At 44.0% G+C, this 27,000-nt stretch carries 16 protein-coding genes; 8 read left to right on the plus strand and 8 right to left on the minus strand.

Features of this window, described 5'->3' with window-relative positions; all coding sequences use genetic code 11:
• Nucleotides 1-6 precede the first annotated feature (6 nt).
• Complete coding sequence (locus LZF95_RS01995; RefSeq protein WP_233753313.1) at nucleotides 7-3,117, minus strand: PVC-type heme-binding CxxCH protein; 3,111 nt, start codon at nucleotides 3,115-3,117, stop codon at nucleotides 7-9.
• Between the two features lie 386 nt (nucleotides 3,118-3,503).
• Nucleotides 3,504-7,583 carry a two-component regulator propeller domain-containing protein gene (locus LZF95_RS02000; RefSeq protein ID WP_233753314.1) on the minus strand — a complete coding sequence of 1,360 codons (4,080 nt, stop codon included), beginning with the start codon at nucleotides 7,581-7,583 and terminating at the stop codon, nucleotides 3,504-3,506.
• 645 nt (nucleotides 7,584-8,228) lie between these two features.
• Between LZF95_RS02000 and LZF95_RS02005 the strand changes: the two genes are divergently transcribed.
• From LZF95_RS02005 to LZF95_RS02025, 5 genes are all read left to right on the plus strand, one after another.
• Nucleotides 8,229-11,381, plus strand: a complete 3,153-nt coding sequence (locus tag LZF95_RS02005) for a TonB-dependent receptor (RefSeq protein WP_233753315.1) — start codon at nucleotides 8,229-8,231, stop codon at nucleotides 11,379-11,381.
• Between the two features lie 20 nt (nucleotides 11,382-11,401).
• A complete protein-coding gene (locus tag LZF95_RS02010) occupies nucleotides 11,402-13,270 on the plus strand; it encodes a RagB/SusD family nutrient uptake outer membrane protein (protein WP_233753316.1) in 1,869 nt (622 codons plus the stop codon).
• 24 nt (nucleotides 13,271-13,294) lie between these two features.
• Nucleotides 13,295-13,993: a DUF3823 domain-containing protein gene (locus LZF95_RS02015; RefSeq protein ID WP_233753317.1), complete on the plus strand. Its 699-nt coding sequence runs from the start codon at nucleotides 13,295-13,297 to the stop codon at nucleotides 13,991-13,993.
• 90 nt (nucleotides 13,994-14,083) lie between these two features.
• Nucleotides 14,084-15,130, plus strand: coding sequence for a family 43 glycosylhydrolase (locus LZF95_RS02020; RefSeq protein ID WP_233753318.1), 1,047 nt, complete (start codon nucleotides 14,084-14,086; stop codon nucleotides 15,128-15,130).
• 9 nt (nucleotides 15,131-15,139) lie between these two features.
• Nucleotides 15,140-17,230: a hypothetical protein gene (locus LZF95_RS02025; protein ID WP_233753319.1), complete on the plus strand. Its 2,091-nt coding sequence runs from the start codon at nucleotides 15,140-15,142 to the stop codon at nucleotides 17,228-17,230.
• A 24-nt stretch (nucleotides 17,231-17,254) separates the two neighbouring features.
• Here the strand turns inward: LZF95_RS02025 and LZF95_RS02030 are convergent, their stop codons facing one another.
• The gene (locus LZF95_RS02030; RefSeq protein ID WP_233753320.1) at nucleotides 17,255-18,019 is read right to left on the minus strand and encodes a LuxR C-terminal-related transcriptional regulator; all 765 of its coding nucleotides are present in this window, start codon (nucleotides 18,017-18,019) and stop codon (nucleotides 17,255-17,257) included.
• A gap of 410 nt (nucleotides 18,020-18,429) precedes the next feature.
• Between LZF95_RS02030 and LZF95_RS02035 the strand changes: the two genes are divergently transcribed.
• From LZF95_RS02035 to LZF95_RS02045, 3 genes are all read left to right on the plus strand, one after another.
• Nucleotides 18,430-19,095 carry a hypothetical protein gene (locus LZF95_RS02035; RefSeq protein WP_233753321.1) on the plus strand — a complete coding sequence of 222 codons (666 nt, stop codon included), beginning with the start codon at nucleotides 18,430-18,432 and terminating at the stop codon, nucleotides 19,093-19,095.
• Between the two features lie 64 nt (nucleotides 19,096-19,159).
• Nucleotides 19,160-20,722 (plus strand): hypothetical protein, encoded by a 1,563-nt coding sequence (locus LZF95_RS02040; RefSeq protein WP_233753322.1) that lies wholly within the window; start codon nucleotides 19,160-19,162, stop codon nucleotides 20,720-20,722.
• 1 nt (nucleotide 20,723) lies between these two features.
• Nucleotides 20,724-22,361: a lipopolysaccharide assembly protein LapB gene (locus LZF95_RS02045; protein WP_233753323.1), complete on the plus strand. Its 1,638-nt coding sequence runs from the start codon at nucleotides 20,724-20,726 to the stop codon at nucleotides 22,359-22,361.
• A gap of 467 nt (nucleotides 22,362-22,828) precedes the next feature.
• Here the strand turns inward: LZF95_RS02045 and LZF95_RS02050 are convergent, their stop codons facing one another.
• The 5 genes from LZF95_RS02050 to LZF95_RS02070 form a co-directional block, all read right to left on the minus strand.
• Nucleotides 22,829-24,022: an RNA polymerase sigma factor gene (locus LZF95_RS02050; protein WP_233753324.1), complete on the minus strand. Its 1,194-nt coding sequence runs from the start codon at nucleotides 24,020-24,022 to the stop codon at nucleotides 22,829-22,831.
• 65 nt (nucleotides 24,023-24,087) lie between these two features.
• Nucleotides 24,088-24,429 carry a YciI family protein gene (locus tag LZF95_RS02055; RefSeq protein WP_233753325.1) on the minus strand — a complete coding sequence of 114 codons (342 nt, stop codon included), beginning with the start codon at nucleotides 24,427-24,429 and terminating at the stop codon, nucleotides 24,088-24,090.
• Nucleotides 24,430-24,611: 182 nt separating this feature from the next.
• Complete coding sequence (locus tag LZF95_RS02060) at nucleotides 24,612-25,610, minus strand: aldo/keto reductase (protein WP_233753326.1); 999 nt, start codon at nucleotides 25,608-25,610, stop codon at nucleotides 24,612-24,614.
• A gap of 195 nt (nucleotides 25,611-25,805) precedes the next feature.
• Entirely contained in the window at nucleotides 25,806-26,417 is a 612-nt protein-coding gene (locus tag LZF95_RS02065) for a Crp/Fnr family transcriptional regulator (protein WP_233753327.1), read from the minus strand.
• Between the two features lie 107 nt (nucleotides 26,418-26,524).
• Nucleotides 26,525-26,899, minus strand: a complete 375-nt coding sequence (locus LZF95_RS02070; protein WP_233753328.1) for a helix-turn-helix domain-containing protein — start codon at nucleotides 26,897-26,899, stop codon at nucleotides 26,525-26,527.
• Between the last annotated feature and the right edge of the window lie 101 nt (nucleotides 26,900-27,000).

The raw sequence follows: 27,000 nt of genomic DNA on the forward strand, positions 1-27,000 counted from the left end.
GCATGCTTATTTTAATTCTAATACGACATTTCTCAGGTTACCTTCAAAACTGAATTCATCCTGATAGGTGCCTACATTTCTATCTCCTCCGAAGTCCCGACCGGATCGTACGCTAGGAGCAAGATTGCCAGTGAAAGTGGCAGGAGCTTTAGCAGTTGCCGCTGTCTTACCGTTCACGAGTATTTCCATTTTGCCATCTTGTGCGATGGCTGCCTGCGCTTCATAGCCTTCTGGTAAAGTTTCGCTGGTCACGGCTTCAAAGGATTTTCCGTTTTGCTTCACTACCCAGTGTAGTTTTCCTGCTTCCAAGTAGAACGTATAGCCATTTTGGGCATCTCCATGCGCAGCGATGACACCAAAGGGTTCTTCATCTCTTCTTTTAGAAATCTGCGTGGAAATGAATATGGCCTTTCCTATCACCTCTGGAGAATATTGAAGTGTACTTCGTCTGCCCAGTTCATATTTTTCATGGGCTACGGCTTCCACTAATCGACGGGTCAGGTCTGTTTTGTCATTTCCTACTGCCTCTATAAAGAATTTGCCCTGCTCAGCTGCGGCCGCAAAAAGCGATTTTTGTAACCAGTCGTCTTTGGCATTTACCTCATCCAAACTCGCCTGATAGAGCATTGCACCAGCTTCAGTACTTGTAGGAACTTCCGCCAATTTGAGAATAGCATGCATTCTTACGTTTAGATCTTCGTCCTGTGTGAGACCTGACGACTTGATCGCTTGGGTGGTCGCTTGCTCATTGGGCAAGACAGCTAGAGCCGCTTTCCTTACTCCGGAGGCAGGATGTGAAAGGGCATTTTTAGCTGTTTGCAAAGCCTCGGTATTAGTTCCAGAGAATGCACCCAAGCCATGTAGCGTCCATAGCGCATGGACAGCAGGGCTGTTTAGCCCGATTTCATCCACTGATTTGTCGTTGATGATTTTATACAGGTCAGTGAAAACTTGCTGGTTTCCAGACTCCACGAGCAGGCGCTGTGCGGTCATTCTCCAGAACATATTGTCGCTTTTTAATGCTGAAATCAGTCCTTTTGGATCTTCTTTTGTCAATTTCAGGGTTTTGGAATCTCTCGCCCCCTTATACACTACTCTGTAAATTCTGCCATGATTGGTGTCCCGTAGCTTGCTTTCGAAGGCATTGCCCTGCCCATGGGGCTGCTCTTCGAAAGGCAATACCATTCTTGAAGGTGCCTGACGCTCCACAAACACATTGTGCTGTATGATGAAATTGTACCAATCTGCCACCCAAACGGCGCCGTCTGGACCGACTTCCGTCTGGACCGGTCCAAACCACTCATCCGAACTTGCAAGGAGGTTCCAGCCGTCACTTTCCGCAAAGCCAGCCCCATGGGGTTCGATGATAGCATTGTGGGTCAATCGGATAGTAGGCTCGTTGATAAATGCAATTCTGTTCCAATACTCTTTGGGGAAATCCCGTGCAGTATAGAGCTTAAATCCCGCAGCAGAAGTAAATCCACCCACTACATCCACTTGACGCAGGTTTGGAGTCATGGCATGTGCATCATAGTGCCCGTCGATTTTATGGATAGGCTGAATCTCAAACTCAGGTGAGGCTTCGTCTTCTGTCGCTTTGGGGATAACACGCTGCAGGTATTTGGCAGGGATGGAATAGTAGCCGGCATGGGTATTATTGGCAGTGGAGATGAATACATTGTTGTCTTCAGAGAAGCCTAGGCCCCAGGTATTGTTGCTGGTACCCGCGAGGTATTCGAAATTTTCCCCATCTGGGTCCATTCGATAAAGTCCTTGGGAAAAACTCATTTGTTCCCCGTTGACAGTGCCGTTGAATCCTGAGTAGCCATTTACTCCCCAGATTTTATTGTCGAAACCGTATTGGAGATTCGAAGGGCCGGCATGGGTGTCATTTTTTCCCCAGCCAGTCATAATTACTTCCTTCACATCTGCCACATCGTCTCCATCCGTGTCTTTCATAAACACAAAATCAGGTGCCATGGATACAATCACCCCACCATTGGCGAAGACCATGCTGGTCGGAATGTTCAGCCCATCCGCAAAGACAGTGAATTTATCTGCCTTGCCGTCTCCATTGGTATCCTCGCATATTTTGATCCGGTCATTTGCCAAGCCATCGGTTTCTTTGAATGTGTTCGGATAATCAACCGATTCCACGATCCATAGTCTTCCCCTTTCGTCCCAAGCCATCGCTATGGGGTTCTGGATGTCGGGTTCGGATGCAAACAACTCTAGGGTAAAATCAACAGGTTTTTGAATGAGCTTTTTGGATTCCTCGGGCTCAAGTGCATCTTGGATCCGTGGTACCTCATATCTGGCGGTGAAGTCAGAGATTTTCTCATCGTAGATCGATACATTGGGGATATTCAATGCCACCACATTCGCCTTGACTTCATCTCCCATTGCCCAAAAAATACCATTTTGGAGAAGCTCTAGAAAGCCCGGTGTTTGCCAAGTCCGCTGATCGTGACCGTAAGCGGTATAAAATACGCGTCCTTTCCCCACATTTCTCACCCAAGTATAAGGTTCTCTATGATCACCGTCCACACGTTCCATAAGCACGGTCATATCAGGGTTGATCCGCTGGTGCATGTAGGTCTCATCCCAAGTGGCAAAAGGCTTCAGGTCTTTCATCAACGGGTGGTTTGCAGTTGTAATCTCGGCTGTAAACTCCCCCTCTCCATGGGAGGCAAACTGACCTCCTATAGTCTCGATATACCAATCCGAGTTTTTGAAACATCCCGTAGCAGAATGGAGCGGTATCAGACCTTTTCCGCTTTCCACAAAATTCCTCATCGCATTTTCTTGGTCTTTGGAGAGCATATCGTGGTTGGCATAAATGACCAAACCGTCGTATTTCGCCAGGTTTTCGGCGTTCAGATCTTCCAGTTTCTCCGTGTAAGTAAGGTTGATGCCACTTTGGAAAAGTGCGGTAGCAAGCCAGGGCGCATACAGGCGGGAATTATGATGCTCGCTGGCATGACCTAGAAAAAGGACTTCTGCACGTCGGGGGGCAGGTTCAGAATTAGCTGCTGTAGCTAGTTGCGTGTAACTGAGACTAGAGATAAAAGTCACAAACAACACAAATAGAACATTGAAGCGTCTATGTGATCGCATGAATATTTTGGTTTATCAGGGTTTATCAGAACTAAGTTAAGCCTTAGTCCGCTGGTTGATTCAACTTTGGCTGTAAAACTACCAATAGACCCACTTCTGGATTAGTCGCTAAACTTCAAAAAATAGCAATTTCCCTTCTTTTTGAAGGTTAGGTTAATCCTAAGCCATTGATTTACAATTAGGGGATTATTCTGGGTGATTTTTACTTTAAACTCCCCTGTATGTTCCAAGTGTGCTTTCTAGTATTGGTAGAATAACTGGTGAATATTGGATAGTCTTGGAGAGAATTGGGTTTTGCCCTTGCCGGAGTACAGGGGTGCAATACTTGGATAATGAAAAAAATACCTGGCTGGTGGCTCTCAAAACCAGCCAAATAGGTTATTCTTCTAAGACTCCAGTACGTCTGTTTTTTTGGAAAAATCCTTTGGCAATTCACCAAAGTGCTTCTGGAAGCATTTGGTAAAGTAGGAGGGACTGTTGAATCCCACCATTTCGCTGATTTCCGCAATACTATGTAGCCCTTCACTGAGCAGTTCGGCTGATTTCTTCAGTCGCACCAGCCGGATATAGCCGTTTGGAGTGAGTTCGGAGATACCTTTGATTTTGCGCAGCAGGCTTGACTGGCTCATGTGCAGCTTGTCTGCCAGTTCGGAAACCCCAAACAACTCATTTTCGATGTTTTCCAGAATTGCCTCATTGATTTTGCTCAGGAATTCCTCATCAGCTTTGGAATGTGCGATGGTATCGGAATTTACTAAGGGAAGGCTGGCAAAGGCTTTTTTGATCTGGTCACGGTGCTGGAGAAGATTTTTGATCTGCAGATAAAGAAACTCCAGGGAAAATGGTTTTTCCAGATACACATCAGCACCCATTTCCAGTCCTGTAATTTTGGCGTTTATATTGTTTTTTGCAGTGAGCAACACCACTGGGATATGGCTGGTGTCCAGATTGGACTTGATGTGCTCACAAAGTTTATAACCATCCATTTCAGGCATCATCACATCTGAAATAACCAAATCAATAGGTTCCTTTTTCAGAATATCCATTGCCAACAATCCATTTGCGGCCTTATGAATGACATATTTCCCTTTGAGCTTTTCACCCAGAAAAGTGAGCAATTCCTTGTTGTCTTCCACCAAAAGTATGGCGGGAAGGCTACTTTTTTTCTTAGGTTTTTCTTGTTTTCCAGTTTTATGCGGAGATTCCCCTATTTCCTTTGGTTCAATGTAGGGTTCTGACTCATCTTCGAGATGGATGGCTTCTTTTTGCTTGATCGGCAATTCTAATACAAACCTGTTGAGCTCGGGGTCGGAATCCAACCTTAGACTTCCATGATGCATTTCTGCGAGTGACTTTGCCAGAGGCAAGCCTAGTCCGGTACCCTGTTTTGTTTTAGGAATATAGTTTTCGTCAATTTGGAAAAATGGTTCGAAAATCTTTTTACCCAGACTTGCAGGGATCAGTGTGCCATCGTTGGATATATCTATTTTAAAGGTCGAGGAGTTCGTGGGATCATAGACCAAGCGGATATGTATCATGGTATCAGCATTTTTAAGGGCATTGATCAGCAGATTGCTGAGAATCTTGATTACGGCTTCTTTGTCGATATCCGCAAAAAGGGCAGGGGTGGATTTTTCAAGGGTGAAATTCAGACCGGATTGTACCGCAGTGACCTTAAAGCGTGCGTATAATTCATCTAAAATCCCGCTGATTTCCGTTTTGAGAAAACTCAGTTTGAACCCACGCTGTTCAGTCTTGCGGAAGTCAAGCAACTGATTGCTCAGATCAATCAGCCGGTTGGTGTTTTTCTCAATGATCAGCAGGTCGTTTTTAACCTCAGGGTCACAGTTTCTGTCTTTACTGAGTATATCTTCGATAGGTCCCTTGATAAGGGTCAGAGGGGTTCGGATCTCATGGGTGATGTTGGTGAAAAACTCGATTTTAGCCTCATACAGTTCCTTTTCCTTTTCTGCCTCTAGAAGGTTGAGCTGCACCTGATGGCGGTTGTTTACCCTGGTTTTATACAAAGAGATGAGCCAATATACCACCAATACTGACAGTATTACATAGAATATATAAGCCAGCGGGGTAAGGTAAAATGGTGGTAGGATCTCAATCTCCAACCGCGCTTCTTTATAGTCACCTGATGATTGGATCTCCGGAGATCTGATCTGAAGCGTGTAATTTCCCGGTGGCAGATAGGAATACGATAAGATTTGGGAGTCGGAAAGCTGTCTCCACTCATCTTCAAGTCCCTTCATTCTATAGGAATAATTCCAGCTTTGGGAATTTGTATAACCCAGCGAAGCCACTTCAAAGGTCAGGGAATTCTGATCATGTTGTAAGGTGATCTTATCAGTATATATAATCGATTTGTGTAAGATGCCATCCTCCGGGTTGATTGGGATTTCCTCGTTGAAAAGTCGGATGTCTGTGAAAACCAGTTTGGGATGAAAATTTGAAACTTCGATTTTGTCCGGATGGAAGGAGATCAATCCCCCCTGTGAACCAAAGTATAAAGTGCCGTCTTCGGCTTTATAGCCAGATCTATAGTTGAAGGGGCTTGGAATCAAACCGCTTTTTTCATTGTAAAGACGAGCATCCTCAGTAGTTGGGTCGAATTGCAGCAATCCTTTATTGGAGGTAATCCATAATAGTCCGTTGTTATCCTCCAAGATTTTGAAATAAGTACTTGCGGGGAATCCATTGGCTACGGTGTAGGTTTTGAACGATTGGTCTGTTGGATTGAATTTGACAAATCCACCCCCTGTAGTAGCTGCCCAGATGGTATTCTTCGAATCCTCAAACACATCGATGACAGTATGATGTGGAATACTTCCAGGATCGTCCGGATCGGGCTTGAACTGGGTTAATTCCCCCGATTCTGGATTGAAACGAAATAGTCCGTCATTATAGGTCCCGGCCCATATGTTCCCTGCATGGTCTTCCAGTAGGGAATAGACAAAATAATTTTTGAACTCCTCAAATTTCCTGAATCTGTTTTCATCATTTTCATATCGGTAAAACCCGAAAGGCGTGCCCAGCCAGATTCTGTTTTTGCTGTCATTCAAAAGAGCGAATACATCATCAGTGTGAAGTCCGGCTTCGGGAGTGCTAGAATTGAATTTCGTGATTTTTCCCGTTTTGGTATTGATGATATTGACACCTCCTGTAAACGTGCCCACCCAGAGTGAATCACCCTGGCGGGCCAGGCCGTGGATATTCCGATAAGAAAGCTCCCGGTCAGAATTGCCAACGGGCACTTGCTCAAATGTACCTGTTTTGGGATCGAAAAGATTCAGGCTTGCATCCTCGGTTCCGATCCAGATTTTTCCGTCACCGTTTCCTATGATTTCCCTTACACGTTTTCCACTGATGGTGTTTACATTGGTGATAGGATAGTATTTTTCAAATTTCACTGGCTGATTAGGTAAGTAATTCACACCTCCGAAATAGCTTCCTACCCAGATTCCCCCCTCTGTGTCTTTATAAAGGGAGTAAATGGCATTATTGGCAAGAGAATAAGGATCATCGGCATTTTCCTCCACCTGCTGGTAGGTGTTGGTCACGAAATCATAGATAAACAACCCCGACTCAGTTCCTATTCCCAATTCATTTTTGCTGAACTGGAACATGTCCCTCACAAATAGCGGGGCACCGCTTTTATCACTTGTCAGTAGATTACTCACTTTGCCGGTGCTTTTTTCCATTTTCTTCACCCCGGCATTTTTGGTTCCGATCAGCATAAAATCCCCCCAGTCCTGAAGTCCAATAATATGGTCTTGTGGAAGCTTTTTCTCCTCATCCAGATACATGGAAAATGTTTTGGTGTCTTCCACAAATCGCCCAACACCACTGCCGGCAATGGAAATCCACACCACGTTTCCCTCATCTACTTTGACGGAGGTGACATCGCCCGGGGGGATACTTCCTTTCTTATCAGGATCGTGGGCATAACGAGTAAGTTCCTTTTTTCCGAAATCAAATCTGAATATTCCTTGGTTGTTTCCAGCTATCCAGATATTCCCGGATTGGTCTTCTGCCATGGACGAAACTATCCCAGTAGGCTTGATGCCTTTGTCAGTTAGATAAGGGAATGCGGTAAACTTGTCAAGTTCCTTGTCGAATAAGTAAATACCCTCGTCAGTGCCTATCCACAAAAGTCCTTCTCGATCTTCGTGGATCACATGCACGTAGTCATTTCCTAAAATATCCTGGGGATTTCCTTTTGAGTCTGTGGTGTAATTTTTCCAACGTTGCCCATCAAATCTATTCAGTCCGTACTTGGTGCCAAACCACATAAAGCCTTGACTGTCCTGAAAAATGGAAAAAACGGAGTTTTGGGACAATCCGGAGTTAACATCATAGTGTCGGAAGTAGTAACGCTTTTCCTGTGCTTGGCTGGAAATGCTTAAATGAAGACTGAGGCTGAGGAAACCTGCCAGTAGTAGTTTGGACAAGTTCATAGGATTTTGGGTTATGGAATTGAAATTATCAAAAACAATTGCCCTAAGCACTTTTCTTGTTTTTTTTTACAGGCTCCACAGCATTATTGCTTGTTATTTTCTATTCATTGACTGAAAAGTTACAAAATCTATTCCTAGAAGATTCGTTTTCGCAATCGATTTCGAATGGCTGGCTTTTGGTATTGCCTGATTTAAAACAATCAATTGATTTAGTCGGATTGGCTTAATTTCATTGAGTTTATATTTTGTATTACCTCTATTTTAAGTGTTAATATTCTGTTTTTATGGATATGATAGATTTATAATATGGTTCGGAAATGATTATCTTACATTTTTTGAAGTTTTTTTATTAAAAGTCCGCTTAGGGATAATTTACTTTTATGAAATCAGAAAGAGCGTTTTGTCATAACAAGTGAGGGGGCGTTCTGAACTCATATAAATTACAATAAACCCTTATCCATATGCTAAAAATTTTCACGCCAACCTAGCCCGATTCTCTGGCAATTCCACCAGTCAAAAAAGTAGGGCAGTATTTTCTTGTTTTTTCCGAATCCTAAAACGAGCCTTTTTCAAGGCTTCAGGAAAACTATTGCCAAAACCGAAGACCTAATTTATTACATAGTTTTTAACCCAAAATGATTATTTATGAAAAGACTTCTTCTCATGAAATCCAGCCTCATGCTTCTTATGGCTGTTCTGGTGGTAACTCCACTGATGGCTCAGCAAGGCACCACAGTCCGCGGAATTATATTAGAGGAGTCCTCAGGGGAACCTCTGCCCGGAGTCAGCATCCTTGAGAAAGGAACCTCAAATGGAACTGTTACAGATATTGACGGGAAATTCGCACTTACTCTTGCTAGTGCCAACGCTACCTTAAGAGCCTCGTTTATAGGTTTCAAAACCCAGGAGATTATAGTAGGGACCCAGACCGAACTTGAGGTTCAGTTGGCAAGTGATCTTGGCAGCCTGGATGAAGTAATTGTCGTAGGTTATGGGGAGCAGCAGAAGGAGACCATCACAGGTGCCATTGCCAATGTCACTAGTCGTGATATAGAAAAGGTGCCCTCAGCCACCGTCTCCGGAGCACTGGCAGGAAAAATGGCAGGGCTATCCTTTCGCCAGCCCGATGGACGACCAGGTGCCGGCGCCTGGCTCCAGATCAGGAATATGGGGACGCCGCTTTTTGTAATTGACGGGATCCAAAAAGACGAGGGTCAATTCAATAATCTTGCCCCTGGAGATATAGAAAGTATCACTATACTGAAAGATGCCTCGGCGGCTGTTTATGGATCACGTGCCGCAAATGGGGTAGTCGTGGTGAAAACCAAACAAGGCAAGCGTGGTGAGACCCCAACAATCAATATCAATGGCTATTACGGCTGGCAAAACTGGTCTCGATTTCCTGATGGGGTAAATGCGTACGAATGGATGTTGGGTCAGGCCGATGCAGACATCAATCAATTTGGTAGTACCAATATCACTGCAGCAGAATTGGAAAAGTGGAAGCAGGGAACTGAATATGGCTATAGATCCTTCGACTGGAAGGACTTTATTATAAAGGGAAACGCTCCCCAAAGCAACTTCAATGCTTCAGTATCCGGGGGTTCCGAGAAAACAAACTATTATTTATCCGTCACCCGATTCGACCAGAAAGCTGTTTTTTCTGATGAATTTGAATTCAACAGAACAAATATCCAATCCAATATCAACACAGATATCACGGACAAGTTCAGAGTGGGAATGCAGATCAACGGAAGGATCGAAAACAGAAATAACCCGGGGGTGCCTGGCCATGACGACTATTGGCAACCCAGATTCGCATTGTTCAGAAACCGGCCTACAGAGCGTCCCTATGCCAATGATAATCCGGACTACCCGGCCAACATCAATAATATAGAAACCAACTGGGCGCTGCTGAACTATGATCGTACAGGCTTTTATGATAACAAATGGCAGGTGCTTCAGGCCAACTTTACCGCAGAGTATGAGATCGTACCGGATTTGGTAGCGAAAGGGTTGTACTCCTATTATCTGGCAGACAACATGTTCAATACCTTTGAATATACCTATGACGTATTCGGATATAATCCAGAAACTGATGAGTATTTCCGTTCTGGCGGTAATGATAACCCATACAGGGACCGTGGGCAGACCAAGATCATGGAGAATGTATGGCAACTGTCTTTGACCTATAATAAGACCTTTGGGGAGAAGCATAATTTTGCTGCTTTTGCATTGAACGAGCGGATTGAACGTACCCGGCTATATAATTTTGTCCATTCGGTGCCTACCAATAATTACCTGGATATAATCAGGTTTGCCGACACGGATACATATAATGATGAGCGACAGGAAGAGGCTAGAATTGGCTATGTGGGTCGTTTAAACTACGATTATGCGGGAAAATATCTACTGGAAGTGGCAGGACGGGCAGACGCCTCTTGGAAGTTTTCCCCTGATAATCGCTGGGGGTTTTTCCCGTCTGTATCCGCAGGATGGAGAATATCGGAAGAAGGCTTTATGAACAGTTTTGCCTCCAATCTAAATATGGATGAACTGAAAATCAGAGCTTCCTATGGGCAATTGGGCGATGATAATATCAATATGGGAATCCCTTCAGATGATCCCCGATTTATAACCCCATTTGATTACTTGACAGGTTATCAATATGGAGTATCTACAGTAATAGTAGATGGTGAAAATATTCAGGGGTCAGTGAATACCGGGCAGCCAATTGACAATCTTTCTTGGTTTGTAAGTAAAATTACAGATATAGGCCTGGACTTTTCTTTTGGAAGCGGAAAAATCACCGGTGCGGTGGATTACTTTAATAGAAAACGGACTGGCCTTCGAGGAGTAAGAAACGATGTTTTCCTGCCTGTGGAGCTTGGTTACGGCTTGACTGATGAAAATTTAAATTCTGATTCTAACTCAGGAGCGGAAATCGCGGTCAACTGGAACGGTAAAGTTGGGGATTTGGTATTCAGGATAGGTGCAAATGCATCGTATGCACGGAGCAAATTCCTTCAGTCTTACAACCCTACTTTTAGCTCATCCTGGGACCATTATAGAAACTCAGGCGAAGACAGATATAACGGGATATTCTGGGGCTACGAAATTGTTGGACAGTTTGACTCTTTCGAAGCGATCAACAGCCATCCTGTAAATATTGACGGTCAGGGTAATGGAACCTTGCTTCCTGGAGACCTTATTTACAAAGATGTGAACGGGGATGGCAAAATCGATGGCTATGACGAGCGTCCTATAGGATACCAGTCAGGCGGTCAACCAAGCGTAAACTTCGGTTTGAACTTCAATTTCCAGTATAGAGGATTTGACTTGACTGCTGATTTCTCAGGTGGTGGAATGTACTCATACAATCAAAACTGGGAGATGAGATGGCCTTACCAAAACGGCGGTAATCTATTGAGGTCCATGTATGACGACAGATATCACCGAGAGGATATCCTGGATATCAATAGCCCCTGGGTACCAGGCAAAAATCCTCCGCTGAGGTTCAATACTGGAGGTCACAGTAACTATAACAGAAACTCTACCTGGTGGCTTACCAATGTGAAATACCTCAGAATGAGAATACTAGAAGTGGGCTATACCCTGCCGGAAAAGCTATTGAACAGATGGAACATGTCCAGAGCAAGAGTATATGTGAGCAGTTTCAATCTTTTTTCACTTGATAATGTACATCAGTTTGGAATTGATCCTGAAATAGCTGACGAGAATGGCTTACAGTATCCACAGAACAAAGTGGTGAATGTAGGCTTTAACGTATCATTCTAATTAACCTGAACCAACGAATAATGAAAAATTTGAAATATATATACCTAGTCATTTTTCTTGCCTTCGCAGGATGTGACAATGACGAGTTTTTAGACAGGGAGCCCACGGATTTATTAGGGGAAGACCAAGTGTGGGCAAATGAAGACCTGGTATTTTCTGTGCTTGCTGATCTGTACAACAGATTACCTGACTATCAGGGATTAGAGAATTGGTGGGAGTATGCTAATTTCGATGAGGCCTTTGCCAGTAACGCGGGAGATTATTGGAGGCATCAAAACCAAGATTATGGCTATGGGGATTGGGGAATGTGGAATTACGGGTATATCCGTGACGTAAACTTGTTCATTGAAAAATGCGAGGAAGCGACAGAAATTTCTGCAGATGCCAGATCCAGATTTCTTGCCGAAGCCAAGTTCATACGTGCCATGGTGTACTTTGAGCATGTCAAGCGAATGGGAGGAGTACCGTTGATTTTGGAGTCTATGGAGTACGATTACAGCGGGGACCCAACATATCTGCAGTACCCACGAGCCAAAGAACACGAAATCTATGATTATGTGATTGCTGAAATGGAAGAGGTCAAGGATGATCTTCCAAATGGAGGAACCAAATCCAGAGCAACCAAAGGTGCGGCGCTAGCATTGGTTTCCCGTGCGGCGCTATATGCTGGGTCTATAGCAAATTATGGACAGCTCACTCCGGAAGTTTCCTTGCCGGGAGGAGAAGTGGGGATACCGGCCGAGATGGCCAATGCGTATTACACTACTGCCTTACGGGCTTCAGAGGAAGTGATGGCTTTGGGGACGTACGGGCTTTTCGATCAAGAGCCTGATAAGTCTGAGAACTATACCAATATTTTTCTGAACAAGAATTCCAATAATGAAGTCATTTTAGCGAAGGATTTCCTAGTGCAGGGTAGAACACACGGATTCACTATAGAAAATATACCGCGCTCCTTGAGAGAAGAAAATACGTCTGGGGGTAAAATGAATCCTTCGCTCAACCTAGTCCAGTCCTATGAACTGCTGGACAATACATTTGCAAAACTTCCGACAAAGGATGCTTCTGGAAATCCTATATTCTACGATGATCCTATGGATATTTTCGAAGGAAGAGATCCGCGTTTGTTGGGAACGGTAATCGTGCCTGGAGCTACCTTCAGAGGACAGGAAGTGGATATTTGGGCGGGGTATAAGCTAGCTGACGGTTCGGTGGTTACTTCTGGACAGTTAGGCGGACAGGCACAACTTCCGGGCAGTAATTCCTCCGTTCAGGTGGTGGGCTTTGATGGGCCGATAGACCAGATGGAGTGGACCGCACAGAATGGCTTTTACCTGAGAAAATATGTGGATACTTCCGTAGGCTCAGGCCAAAGAGGAACTGGCTCAGCTGTGTGGTTGGTTAGGTTCCGGTATGCTGAGATTCTTTTAAATGCCGCTGAGGCGGCGTTCGAGCTGGGTGATATGGAAAAGGCAGCCGAATACATGAATCAGGTAAGGAGAAGAGCAGGGTTTCCTATTGATCTGACCCCTGCTGAAATTGATTTTGACCGTATCGTACATGAGCGTAAAATAGAATTGGCATTTGAAAACCATGTCCTTTGGGACAAGAAGCGCTGGAGACTTGCCCACCGTGTTTGGAATGGAGAGTCCGTGTCGCTGACCAACAACCCTGGGGATGCTTTGGCGGTCAGTACAAGGGTTTTTGGCTTAAAGCCTTTCAAATACTACGAGCCAGGTTCTCCAAATGACGGGAAATGGATGTTTGAGGAATTTTTGCCTGCTCCGGTTTTCAATGCGCACCGTTTTAGGCTGGGAAATTATTACTCATTCATTGGCGATAATGTCCGTAATAACAACCCAAAAATTGTTCGAAATCCAAATCAATAAATATTCCTATAAACTCAACAAGCTATGAATTTCAAAAATATACTGGGAATGATGGGGATAGCAGCTTCCCTGATATCCTGTAGTTATGATAATTACGATGAGCCAAATTTTCAGTTGGATGGCAGGATCGTCTATCAAGGCGAACCCATAGGTGTCAGTTACAACGATGTGTACATCGAGCTTTGGGAATCTGGCTGGCAGCGGCTAGGGAATATAGGGGTGGCCGTGGATCAAGATGGTTCATATTCCTCGCTTCTTTTTAAGGGAGATTATAAAATGATTATACCAGATAATCAGGGACCATTTATGAAAATCAACAATGAACAGACCGGTAATGACACTATACCTGTTAATCTTACGGGAAGTCAGACCATTGACATCGAAGTGCTCCCTTATTACATGATTCGCAATACTGATATCAGTGGCGGAGGCAATAAGGTTTCAGCAACTTTTGATTTGGATCAGATTATTACCGGAGATGACTCGAGAAACATACAGGAAGTTTCCCTTTATGTAAGTAAGACGTTTTTTGTCGATAATCGTACCAGTATTGCTACTGCCAATAGGGGTGGAGGTGATCTTGAGGATCTATCCGCCATCACACTGGAAGTGGATGTTCCCGAGAGAGTTCCTGCCCAAAATTATGGCTATGCCCGGATAGGCGTAAGAATCCAAGGAGTGGAGGATATGATCTTTTCGGAAATAGCAAAAGTAAATCTATAAGCCTCTTATGGATATGCCGGGGCGTCCAGCCAGTGAGATGGGTACTGGACGACCCCGGTTTTTTTCAGTATGTTTACCAAAAATCACACTATGCATCTTTTAATCTGTACCATCCTGGCATTTGTCTCTTGCTCTGAGCCTTTTGAAAGTCAAAAGCCCGAAGTTGAGGATTCCGCCCTGAGCGACACGCTCAGATACATCAATCCTGTTTTCGAACCCGTACTGGCAGACCCCACAGTAGTGAATGTCGGTGATGAATTTTATGCCTATGGTACAGAGGACAACTGGGGAGAAGAGGGGGGCTACCACTTGGTACCCGTAATCAAGTCAAGAGATCTGGTAAATTGGGACTTGGTAGGTAATTCTATGGAAAAAAAGCCTGATTGGAAGGAACGTGGTGGGATATGGGCTCCGGATGTCACTCAAGTGGGAGATCAGTTCTATATGTATTATTCTTTTTCCACGTGGGGAGATCCTAATCCGGGAGTCGGTTTGGCAATAGCGGAAAAGCCAGAAGGGCCTTTTATAGATCAGGGGAAGGTATTTGATTCCAAAGAAATAGGGGTGGCCAATTCCATTGATCCATTTTATATAGAAGAAAACGGGCAAAAATTTCTGATCTGGGGAAGCTTTCATGGATTGTATATGGTTGAACTTTCCGATGATGGTAAAAAAGCAACTGGTGAGAAGATTCAGTTGGCGGGTAATCATTTGGAGGCAGCTTATGTATTCCAAAAGGAAGGATATTATTACCTCTTCGGCTCGGCAGGGACTTGCTGCGAAGGGGCTAACAGTACCTATAAAGTGCTGGTAGGAAGATCTGAAAATCTATCCGGTCCCTACATCGATCAGGATGGAAAAGACATGATGGACTCAGATTCCGGAACTTTGGTCGTGGGCACAAATGCTGGACACATTGGTTATGCCGGGCCAGGGCATAATGCTGAAATTGTAACCGATTCCGCAGGGCAAGATTGGTTGCTATACCATGGCATGGATAAGCAAAAGCCTAAACTTAATAATGGTACCAATCGACGGGTGTTACTCTTGGATAAAATCGTCTGGACTAATGGCTGGCCGACTGTGGCAGGAAGAGAGCCCAGTACCACTTCTCGGTCTTTACCTATTTTTGACTAAAAGAGCGCTATGACCTGTTTTAAGTTTATTTCCTTGGGTTTTTTGTTAGTTTTATTCAGCCCGTTTGCTTTTTCTCAGGGAAAAGTAATTCTCAATGATTTTTCACCGGAAAATGGAGCTTCTGTGACCGAACAAGAGGGTATGGTCGAAGTATCTTGGCCTACGGGATCCCGTGAAAAAGGTGTGCTACGACTTGATATGCGTGCAGAATTTCCACTTTTCAGTGCTATACAACTGCAGAATCCCAGAGGCGTGTTTGACATTGCCCAAACTATTGACCCTCATTTCATTTTGACAGTAGGCCAGCGCGATCTTAGTAAGGAAAGTGGCTGGAATATCTTTTTTGACCGGACAGCCTACAATCCCCACGAAGCTTTTCCTGTTTCTTTGGACAAAAAACAACTTCATGTCAGTAGCCAAGGCCAGAGGACGGTTATCAGGGTGGACGCTATGCATGCAGGGGATTTTAATGGCTGGCTGGAGATCACGCTTTATCACGGAAGTGCACTGATGAATATGGCAGCTGTGCTCAGTACTGAGGAAGATGCTAAGGCTATTATCTACGATGCAGGATTGGTAAGCAAGGAAAGGCCCTGGAAAGAGATTTTCTGGTCTGATACGGATGGGTATCTGCAATCAGCCTCAGACATAGAGCTAAATCAGGCTGCGGAAAATCTTGCGGTGAGATACCGTACAATTATAGGCGAAAGTGAGCAGGGTAGTTTGGCGGTGTTCCCCGCCCCGCATCAATATTTTTACCCCTTGGACAATGCTTACAATCTAAAGTTTGTCTGGTTTGGAAGTGATTACAGGGCGCTGACAGATGGGTTTGGGCTGGGGATCCGGCAAGATCTGATGGGTGACAATCGACATGTTCCCTGGTTCAATGCCCCACCAAACTCCCACCAACGCCTGAATTTCTTTGTGCTCCTAGCTGGCTCCAAAGACGGGCAGATCATGGAAGATGTGAAAGCTTATACGCATGGGGATCAGTACAAACCACTAGACGGTTATCGCACCATGGCAAGCCATTTTCACACGGAGCACATGGATGACATTCTTACCCACAAACCCGTTCCGGAAATTCCCGGCCACGTGAAAGCTCTGAGAAGCATGGGGGTAAATATCATGCATCTGGGCGAATATCATCTGGCAGGTAATCCTCGAGATCCAGGGCCGAGAAGGTTGCCTGAACTGGAGTTGATGTTTGAAGAAAGCGCAAGACTGTCCACTGGTGATTTTTTGATGATTCCCGGTGAGGAGCCAAATGTGCATTACGGTGGACACTGGATGAATATGTTTCCCAAGCCGGTATATTGGATCATGTCACGGGAAGAGGGACAGCCTTTTGTGGAAGAAACTGAAGCTTATGGAAAAGTATATAGGGTAGGAAACAAGGAAGAGATGCTCCGGCTTTTGGAAGCGGAAAAAGGACTTGCCTGGGTCGCTCATGCCAGAACCAAAGGCTCTACTGGTTATCCTGATAGGTATAAAGAAGAGGTGTTTTTCAAATCTGACCGTTTCAATGGAGCGGCCTGGAAGGTGATCCCTGCCGATTTATCCCTTCCCAGCATGGGCAAAAGAGTACTGGACCTGATGGATGACATGGCAAATTGGGGAGAGCGAAAGTATGTGATCGCGGAAGCTGACCTTTTCAAATTGGAGCCGGATTATGAAATCTACGGCCCTATGAATATCAATTACCTACAACTGGACAAGCTTCCCAAGTTTGAGGAGGGCTGGCAATCCGTACTGGATGTCCTACAGACAGGGAAATTTTTCTCCGGAACAGGCGAAGTGTTGCTGCCTTCTTTCACGGTTAACGGAGTAGAAAGTGGCGAGACACTGGCATTGGGAAGCAGAGGAAAAGCTGAAGTACAGGTGACGATAGACTGGACCTTTCCCTTGAATTATGTGGAAATTATTTCCGGGGATGGAGAGCAGGTATATCGGGAGAAAATAGATATGAGTGATACCGGATCATTCGGTTCGCAGGATTTTGAATTTGCTATAGACCTGAAGGACAGAAAATGGATCCGGCTGGAAGTGTGGGATGTAGCTGCCAACGGTGCCTTTACCCAGCCGGTGTGGCTTGAATGAGGGTTGTGTTCTGGGAATTCATTACTATATCCAGCCTTTTTCCAGCCCTAACTTGAGCAGATCAAGCACATTGTGAGTATTGGTTTTCGTTAGAATATTTTTCCGGTGGCTGGCGATTGTACTTTTGCTTACATTCAGCATCATCGCAATATCATTGGAAGTCTTATTCGCAAGCATTAGATCTAACACTTGCTTCTCACGTTTGGTAAACAGCTCTTTCTGAGGTTCGAGTTTTCGGATAGGTTTTACATCAACATAGGATGGTTCCCCTTCAAGGCCAATGAATGACAAGACCATTTTATTGTCTTTTTTAAGATGGGAAATATCCGTATGCACCACAAATGTCCGGAGTACAGCTCCGTCTTCATCACTTTGGATTGTAATAATTTGCTGTAGAATTCGAAGGTACTTCCCATTCTTTTTTCTGATCCTGTAATCATACCTGCTTTTATACTTCATTACTTTTTCTGGTGGGAGCTTAGACCAGAAATCTGTTACAGTTGCTTCAAAATCCAAAAACAAAGGCAAATCATCAGGATGGATTATTTGCATCAATTTAGCAAGCGTAAATTCCTCTGGCAGGTAACCCAATACATGCTGTATCGCCTGATTGGTATATTCGATTGTCATTTCCGGTGGATTGAATACCATATAGTAATACTCCCCAACATTGAAAATATTGAGTAATTTCTTATAAAGTTCGATCTCTAGCTTGAGGTCACCCGGTGTTTTATGTTGTGCTATTTCCTTCCAGATTTTCTGGGCATGGTCTAAAATAAGCTTATCCATTTCTTTGCTTGAAGATGATGCCTTGGCATTTAACTGTCTAGGAATAAAAACTATTTTCGGTTTTTATACTATTCGATTGCTGTGAAACACTCTTCCTAGGTAGGGGAAAGGAGCCTGAATCTTACTTCTCCCTGACTTGATAGATGTTTCTTTTTGAGTTAATTATTTGTTTTACAGGTAGATATGTTTACTTCTGTGGTTTTTTCTGCACAAGGAATATCTTTCAACCCATCCATTATTATTATTTAAGCGGTTTTTCAAAAAATCCCCTCTTGAGGGGATTTTTTGAAAAACCTATTTCTATAATCTTTGCACAGTCAGTTATTTTCCCTTAGCCGACCTCCGGATGGGAAAGAAGTTTGTCATCCCTCAAATCATCTGTACTTATCTACTGACCGATTTTATTTATTATGTTGACGCCCATCGATAGATCTGCCGTATTTAAGAATTCTCCCGCTATTGATTGCTATGTCGCCTCCCTTCAGGCTTATTATTCACGGGAGTTGGAGGAGACTGATCTCGACTTTCCACGCTTTGACCACTGCAATCCCTTCAATAGCACACTAAAGGAGCCTTTGGGGTTCTCAGCCTTTGGATGGGCTGCCTCTACCCGAGCAGCCTATGAAAAGGAATTTCCTGCCCGATTGGCTTTGTTATTTGAAACGTTGGGCGCAGGCCAACCGATTCTTCTCCATTGGCTAAAAGTGGATCTTCTGTCAGAATACCCATTTGAATCGCCCTCCAAAAGGGAAAGATTTAAGTCATACGGGGCAATCCATGGAGATTCAATTGGATATAGCTTCGAATTGATGGATTTTGAGGAGATATTCGACCTTTTCTTATTTCATGCTGACCATGACTCCCCTGGCTGTCTTCTTTTTTCTTCCACATCTGATATTTTCTTGGGGATGTACCTCTGTGATGACGGTAACATCCATTTAACCCATTATCAAAAAGATGAAGCCTATATCCGCACCTGTGCGGAATCCCTTGGATTCCTGGCAGGAGATCCGGCTTTACTCTGCAATACAATCAGTATCCATTTTTTAAAGGAGAGCTCATGCGCAACACAGTAAACTTCTATGGGTGTAAACCATCCAATTTGATCCACTCCACAGACATTTTAAATAAGCAAAGAGTATGAATAGAATCAGACTTAAATACAGGATAGGTGTTTCAATGGTGCTTTGGATTTCTATGGCTGCCGCTGTATCAGCCCAGACAGGCGGAGGGTCGGACTTGTCCAGTATTGAAAGCAAGGCAAACCGAATTCTTAGTTTACAGGAAAAAATAGAAGACCTTAAAAAGGAAATAACCAAGCAGGAACTGGAAAAAGAGGTGATGATTGAATCTGCGCGGCAGCGACTTGCCGACAAACTGGAGGAGATCGAGAACAGTGAATCCTGGAAAAACAGACGGGAATCTGCCCGGTCTGGCTGGGAAGAGAACAGTCCAGGCACATGCAGTGCAGGTGGCCCGCCCCCTATATGCACTGCCGATCACTGGCACAGGGTGCCATCCAGTGTGGCCTGGGAAAAATATGAGGAATATAGGGATGGCGTCCTGGAAGAATACCATGAAAGGATCAGGAACGCAGGTAAGGCACAGGAAGGTAAAATAGCGGATGCTAGCAGCGCAATAGAACAGGCATTGGATGATATTGAGCGGTTGAAAAGGGAAATCGTCGCCCACAGCAGCGATTATAAAGAGAATGTGGTCAAAACCGGGAAATCCAGGCATAGTGGGCCCATCCGTGAGCTGATGAGGTTGCTTGCCGAGAAGCACAATCTGGAAGACCGGATAGATGTGTACAATGTGAAACTGAAGGAACTGGATGAGGAAGAAGACAAGACTGTCAAAGAAGCTAGGGAGAAGATCTCTCTAAAAATCGATGGAGAGAAGGCCAAGCTTCAGGATAGGATCGATGAGAATAAAAGCAGATTACAAAGGCTTTTTCAGGCTCAACAGGAACGGACTTCAAGTCTTCAGAATGAACTGCGGACCTGGAAATCCGATTTGTTCCAGCTGGAACTCTTGCTTCGGGATACATCAAAGTTGAAGGTGGGCGAGTATCCTCTGCTTATAGCTCAGCAAAAGCAGTTGGGAACCCAAATAAGGGAGGGAGAAGAGCGACTACTTAAATTTCGGGACGAGTTTCAACAACAGGAAACTACCATCAAAGAAGAGAACACAGTTTTTTCTGATAAGATCTGGGATTATACCGCCAACCTTTCACACTACCAGGATAAGGCAGTGCTGGCAATAGAAGATGCTTTTACTTCCAAACGAACAATTCTTCATCAGGGCAAAGAGGCTAGGATCGGAATGCTGAGGCAAAAGGCGGAGCTTCTCGCCGAAAAGACCGAACTGGCCAGACAGGATTTTATGACTTGGGCATCCCAGGTGGACCAGGAGCGGGTAAAGCTTATGAAAGAGTGCCAAAAAGTTGGCTGCAGTTGCTATGGCAGTGACACCTATGGTACCATTGTACTGAATTGGAACAATTCCTACGATTGTGTTGACACCATGGATGCCTCACGCTATGGGTCAGTGGGCATCTATGGATGCTCGGAGGAAAGTGCGGATTATCATCAGTTTTATGCCGCTTTGAAGGGCAACCTTTCCGATTCTGACTTGGCAGCTTTGCGGCGTTCTATCACAAAGTCCCGATATGACCTGATGTACAATACCCTAATCGACTGATATGAGAATCTTTTTTACGCTTTTGGCAATCGTTTCCGCAGGGATGGTTTCAGCGCAGACTTCCGAATTTGTCCGGTTGGAAAGCAGGATGGCCGCACTGATGGAAAAAGAGCAGTGGGACGATGTACTGGTTCTCGGACCCGACTTGGTAATAGAAGAGCCCTTTCGCGGGGATGGCTATTATTACACGGCTTACGGCTTTATGAAAATCGGGGAATTGGAAAAGGCCGCTGACTGGTTGGAAAAAGCAAAAGGAATGTCGGACGAACAGCTGGATAAAAAAATCAGCGAGTTAGAAGAGCTTATAGAACGTACCGCTTTAGTTTCCGAGGCTGCCCAATGGCAAGAGCAGGGGCAGGCTGAAAAGTCGGCAGCCCAATGGGAAGAACTGTGGAAAATGGATAAATCCCAAATCGAGTATGCCCTAAATGCGCTGGATATTTATATCGTCACCGGTGAATACGAGGCGGCAATGGCAATCCTGGATGATCCCATAATCCAAAAAGACCCTTCGTCTATTCCCTTAAGGAATGCAGTCAACAAGACACCGGAAATGCAACAGGTTCAAAAGTTCCAAGATGCGGTTAAATCCGGAAATGAAAGCCTTGCTTCAGGCAACTTTGCGCTGGCCATGAGCAGGTTTAATCAAGCGCTTGAAATTAGACCCTCAGACCCCGATGCGCGGAGTGGTTTGGCAAAGGCGGCCGATGAGGAGGCCTGGAGACTGGCAAGGGAGACCGATACCATTGATTCCCTTGAGGAATACCTCAGTGGAGGTACAATTAAAAACCATAGGGGAGAGGCCGAACAGATACTGAGAAATTCCATGATCAAGTTTGGAGAGGAATACGCCATCAAAGGAGATGTGGACAGGATGGAATATTACCTGGATAAATTAAAGGATGAATATGCGCTGGACCAAGCCGATGTGGAATATGCCGATGGGCTACTCATCGCTACATATGAACGGGTGGCCAAAGCTAACAGCAGGGAAAAATACTATAATCCGCTCAGCAATGCCATCACCTATTATAACAGGGCTGGGCAGCTGAACACGGAGGTTGACTACAGGTCAGAAATCCGTTCTGTAGAGAGAAGACTGAAGCGATACCATAGACCTGATCTCAATTACCTGGCCTTTGTACACGATACAGTCACCAATATAGGGATAAGCTTTGGGGGATTGAAGAATAGAAAATTGGGATTTTACATGACCTATCGTCTGGACACCGATGTATTGCTGTCCTCTGCCGACTATACCATGAACGAAGATGGATCCTTCTCGGGTCCCATGGAATATAGAGATGTAAGGGCTGAGGGCAATATAAGATCAGGGGCTATGGATGTGATTTTTGGCATGACCAAAAAGATAAGCTATCCGGTCTGGGTTTATCTTGGCGGAGGCATTAGCTATATTCGCGAGTGGCAGAAAATGACGATGTATGATACAGATGGAGTACTTTACCAGACAGATTGGGTCTCTCTCACCGATAGAGAAGTTATAAAGCCCATGGTAGAAGTTGGACTGATTGTCAATGCGAAGCGGGTTCATTTCAGGGGAGGCGTTAAAACCATTGACTTTGAAAACTTGGAGGACTTTGCCCTGAGTTTTGGCATTGGGTATTCATTTTTTGAATAGGAATACGCCGGATAGTCAGTTGGTGATGAGGTTGCGAGGGGTGTATTCGAACTATACATGTAAGATGTCAGAGAGATAGAGAAACACCGCATTTATTAGGTGGGATCACCTGTTTTTATAGTTAATTATCGATATTGGAAACCGTAATCCTCATCAAGATTACTTGGGTTTTCTTGATGTTTTTATAACCCGATGATATTCAGGTGTATTAACACTAAAAATTTAACATACAAAAACCGGGAAAAGCTGGAAACAGTCGGTTTCAGGATTTTTATATTATGTTTTTGTTAAACTACCATTGGTTAACAGTGAGTTAAGTAGATTGCAAGGAGCCTTAGGTATTATGCTATGCCATTTGATAAACATTCATTTATCTCCATGCAGCATGGCTCTTCACATTGATCCGCTCTATGCGTTCAAAGAAATTGTTTTGCATGTCCGCATCAAAAAAACTTATCATTGTGTGTTTATATTTGATAATCGTCGGGCATAAGTTCTTGCAATTTCATGAGCTCTTTTTCCAGCGTTTGTTTTCCGGATGTGGATTTAGTCAACTCCACCGCTCGCTTATAATGGTAGATTGATTTTCCAATAGTGGATTTGGAATACAAATAGCCCAATAAGGAATGATAGTAGCTGTTTTCGTTCAGCTCTGATTTTTCAGCTTCTACAATTGCGCGTTTTTCACCATGCACTTGTGAAAGGACATAAATTCTGTTTAGGGCAGTAATGGGGCTGTTGTCGATAACAATCAGCTGATTGTAGAGCTGCAGTATATTTCGCCATTTATTCTCTCCCTCGGTGGTATGCCAATAGGCTATTCCAGCCTCCAAATGGTATTTTGATATCGCCTCGCCGCCTGTTGCCTGAACCAGATAATAGTTCCCTCTATTGATCAGGGAGCTGTCCCAAAGGTTTCTGTCCTGATTTTCAAATAAAATAACTTCGCCGAAATCATCTGTTCTAGCTTCCAATCGGGAGCTTTGAAAGCACATCAAGGCCAGCAAAGCATTCACTTCAGAGGAATTAGTCAATGGGTTTTCGGTCAACAGCAAGGTCAAGCGAATAGCTTCAGTACAAAATTCCTTTCTGATGGGCAGGGTGTTGGTATTAGAAAAATAGCCTTCATTGAAAAGCAGATATAAGGTTTTTAAAACAGTGGATAAGCGCATTTCAATCTCTTTTTCACCCAATGCCCCCAATTGAAAACTGTCATCTCTAAGATTGGTTCTTGCCCTGTGAAGACGTTTTTTTATGGTTTCTTTTTTTGTTAAAAATGCATTTGAGATTTCATCCACATTAAATCCGCAAAGAATCTGCAGGGCAAGGCAGATTTGGCTTTCTTTTGAGTTGGCGGGGTTACAAACAGCAAAAATCATTGCCAGCTGACTGTCGGAGATCAGCCCTTGGTGATCAAAAGATTCAGGTATTTCAACCAGATCCTGATATATGTGACTCTTGACCTGGGTTTCAAAAACAGTGAGATGTTTGAAATAGTCCTTAGTCTTGTTTTTAGCTACTGTATAGAGCCAGGCAGTGGGGTTGTCCGGTATGCCCTGTACAGCCCATTGCTCAGATGCTTTAAGAAAAGTGTCACTTGCTATATCCTCAGCGATTTCAATGTGCTTTAAACCAAAATGACGGCATAATACTGCCGTCATCTTTGCATATTCCAGTCGGAAAAGGTGAGGGATGAGTGCTATATGTGATTCAGCTCCCTTCAATTCTAATCACGTTTCAACACTTCCCTGACTTCAATATTCCCCCCGATTTTAAAGATGGGGTTGCCTTTTGCCATTTCCACCGCTTCATCGATCGTGTCTGCCTTTACGACAATGTATCCTGTGATAAATTCCTTGATTTCGGTATATGGCCCATCAGTCACCACCTGATCTGCTTTTACTGTTTTGGCACTTCCCGGCATTGGAAGCAAAGTGTTCCCTTTATCTACCAGTTTGTTTTGGGCGGCAATGCTTCCCAACCAGTTCATACGCTCCTGCATTTGTTCCGGGGAAGGTTTGAAATCTGCGATGTCTTTTAGTCTGAAAATTAATGCGAATTCTTTCATTTTGTTATATTGATTAAGTTCATCCTAATGACGATTGAGATGTCGGATTGGGGACATGTTATTCTAAATTATCATAGAATTTCAAAACGACCAAAATCATTGTTCTTTATAAGCGTCAGAAAATCAATGGAATGATTTGTTGATTTCTGGTTAAATCCAACTAAATCTAATGATTAAATTTTTTATCTTTCCCCGACCCAGTGCGGGTAAATCGGGGTTTGAGCCGATGTTTCGTCGAGAAGGAGCCGATGTTCTTCCGAAAGCTGCCAACCAACAGCTTCAATATTTGCCAGAAGCTGCTTTTCATTTCGTGCTCCGATCACCACGTTTGAAACAGTCTTGTTCTGCAGTAGCCAGTTTATCGCAATCTGGGGAATTGATTTTCCGGTATCCCGGCTGATATGTTCTAGTTGATCTATCACTTGATAAAGCCTTTCCTCTTCTACAGGAGGTGATCCAATGTCTCCGCCAGATTTGATTCTTCCTTCTTCCAATTCCATTCCACGTTTTATTTTACCGGTCAACCTGCCCCATCCCAGTGGGCTCCAAACCATCAGTCCCAATCCCTGGTCTTCCATAAGCGGCATTAATTCCTGCTCATAGTCCCTTCCTATCAGGGAGTAATACCCTTGGTAAACGATGTACTTTTCAAGATTTAATTTTTCAGAAACCGAGAGCGATTTCATCAATTGCCAGGCGGCGAAATTGGAACAACCGATATACCTGGTTTTTCCGCTTTTCACCATAGCGTCAAGAGTCGTAAGCGTTTCTTCTATGGGAGTTTTGCTGTCAAAGCCATGCATTATATATAAATCGATGTAGTCTGTTCCCAATCTATGCAGACTGGCATCCAATGCATTTATCAAGTGGTATCGAGAGGAACCCTTATCGTTCGGTTGATCTCCCATTTGGAAGGTGGCCTTCGTAGAAATCAGACTTTGATTTCTTTTCCCGTTAAGGGCTTTTCCCAATACGATTTCCGAATCTCCAGTGGAATACACATCTGCTGTATCAAAAAAGTTGATCCCATTATCAATGCAGAGGTCTATTAAGCGGGTGGCTTCCCTTGCATCGGTTTGTCCCCATCTTTTAAAGAACTCATTTGTACCTCCAAAAGTACCTGTTCCAAGGCTTAATACTGGAACACTTAAACCTGATTTTCCCAATTTTCTAAATTCCATACCAATCTAGTTTACAGTCAATTTTTATTTTGAAAAGGATAATCATGGATTGATTTCCTATGGAAGAATCTGCCCCCTGAAATGGGGACAGGCTTAGGGTCAGATCAATTCCATTATCCTTTTCATAAAATTCTGAATAACCGGATTTTCTGGACAGGACATTTGTCAATGAATTGATGTGAGGAATATCACATGTCATGCATTCGTTTTGGATAGGCGACTAAGGGTCTCCCTGCTTACGCCTAGATAGGAGGCAATCATCGCCTTGGGAACTCTTTGGGCCAATCCGGGATAAACTAAAAGAATATGGTGATAGCGGTCATTGGCATTGCTGCTTAAAAAGCAAAGAATCCGTTTTTGTAATGCAAGAAGGTTAAGTGTGGTTTTTTTTAAGAAGAATGTTTCCATTTTTGGAAGTGCCTGACACATCTTTTCTCTTTGTGCCAAGGTCAGGGAAAAGGCTGTGGTATTTTCTAGGCAATCAATAGTCAGAGATGCCGCTGATTGTTTGTGATAGGCTTCCGAGTCAGTAATCCACTGGTTTTCCATGCCGAACTGCACTATGTGTTCTTTTCCGTTAGAGTCCAGTTTTGTGACCCTCATCAGACCATCCAAAACAAAGTACTCGTGCTGTGCCAAATCTCCTTCGTGAAGTACGATTTGGTGTTTTTTAAGGTGCCTTTTTTGAAAATGCTCCAAGACAAAAGCGAACTCCTGATCTGACAGACAGATGATTTCTTCGATTTCTTTTCTCAGCCTATCATTACTTGTTATTGTGGATTGGTCAGTTATGTTCTTGGCAAGCATTGGCTAAGTGGTGTGGTTTGTTGGTTTTTATTGTGAACAATACAGTCTTATATAATTACTACAGAACAATTTTTGGTAGGCTAATACCAAAGTGAAAAAACATTACGCTACTGTCTTTGGATAAATTCCCCTTTTCGGATGACCAATTCGTTGCCCCATTGGGTGATGGCCTCCAGAATAGGGACAAAACTTTTACCCAGTTCAGTGAGGCTATAAATCACTTTAATAGGGGGCTTTTTCCCATGAACTTTTCTGGATATCATACCGTCTTTTTCCAATTGTTTCAGCTGTAGGCTCAAGGTCATTTCGGTCACCGAAGGCATTTCCTTGCGTAGTTCGCTATACCTTTTTGCCCCGTCTTTCAGATGGTAAAGTATGACCGCTTTCCATTTTCCTCCCACCAGATCCATCGTCAGGCTGACTGTGCAGGGATAGGCTTTTTGGTTCAGCTTCACGTATTCGCTGAGGCATTCTGTTTTCATGTGTTTATAATTGTTTTCCAATGGTCATATGGAATCTCACATACATTATAATCATCCCAGTGTGTGTCGCTTGCGTCATGCCTGCCTGACCGGTAGGCCCG

Source organism: Algoriphagus sp. AGSA1 (genome assembly GCF_021390545.1).
Taxonomy (GTDB): domain Bacteria; phylum Bacteroidota; class Bacteroidia; order Cytophagales; family Cyclobacteriaceae; genus Algoriphagus.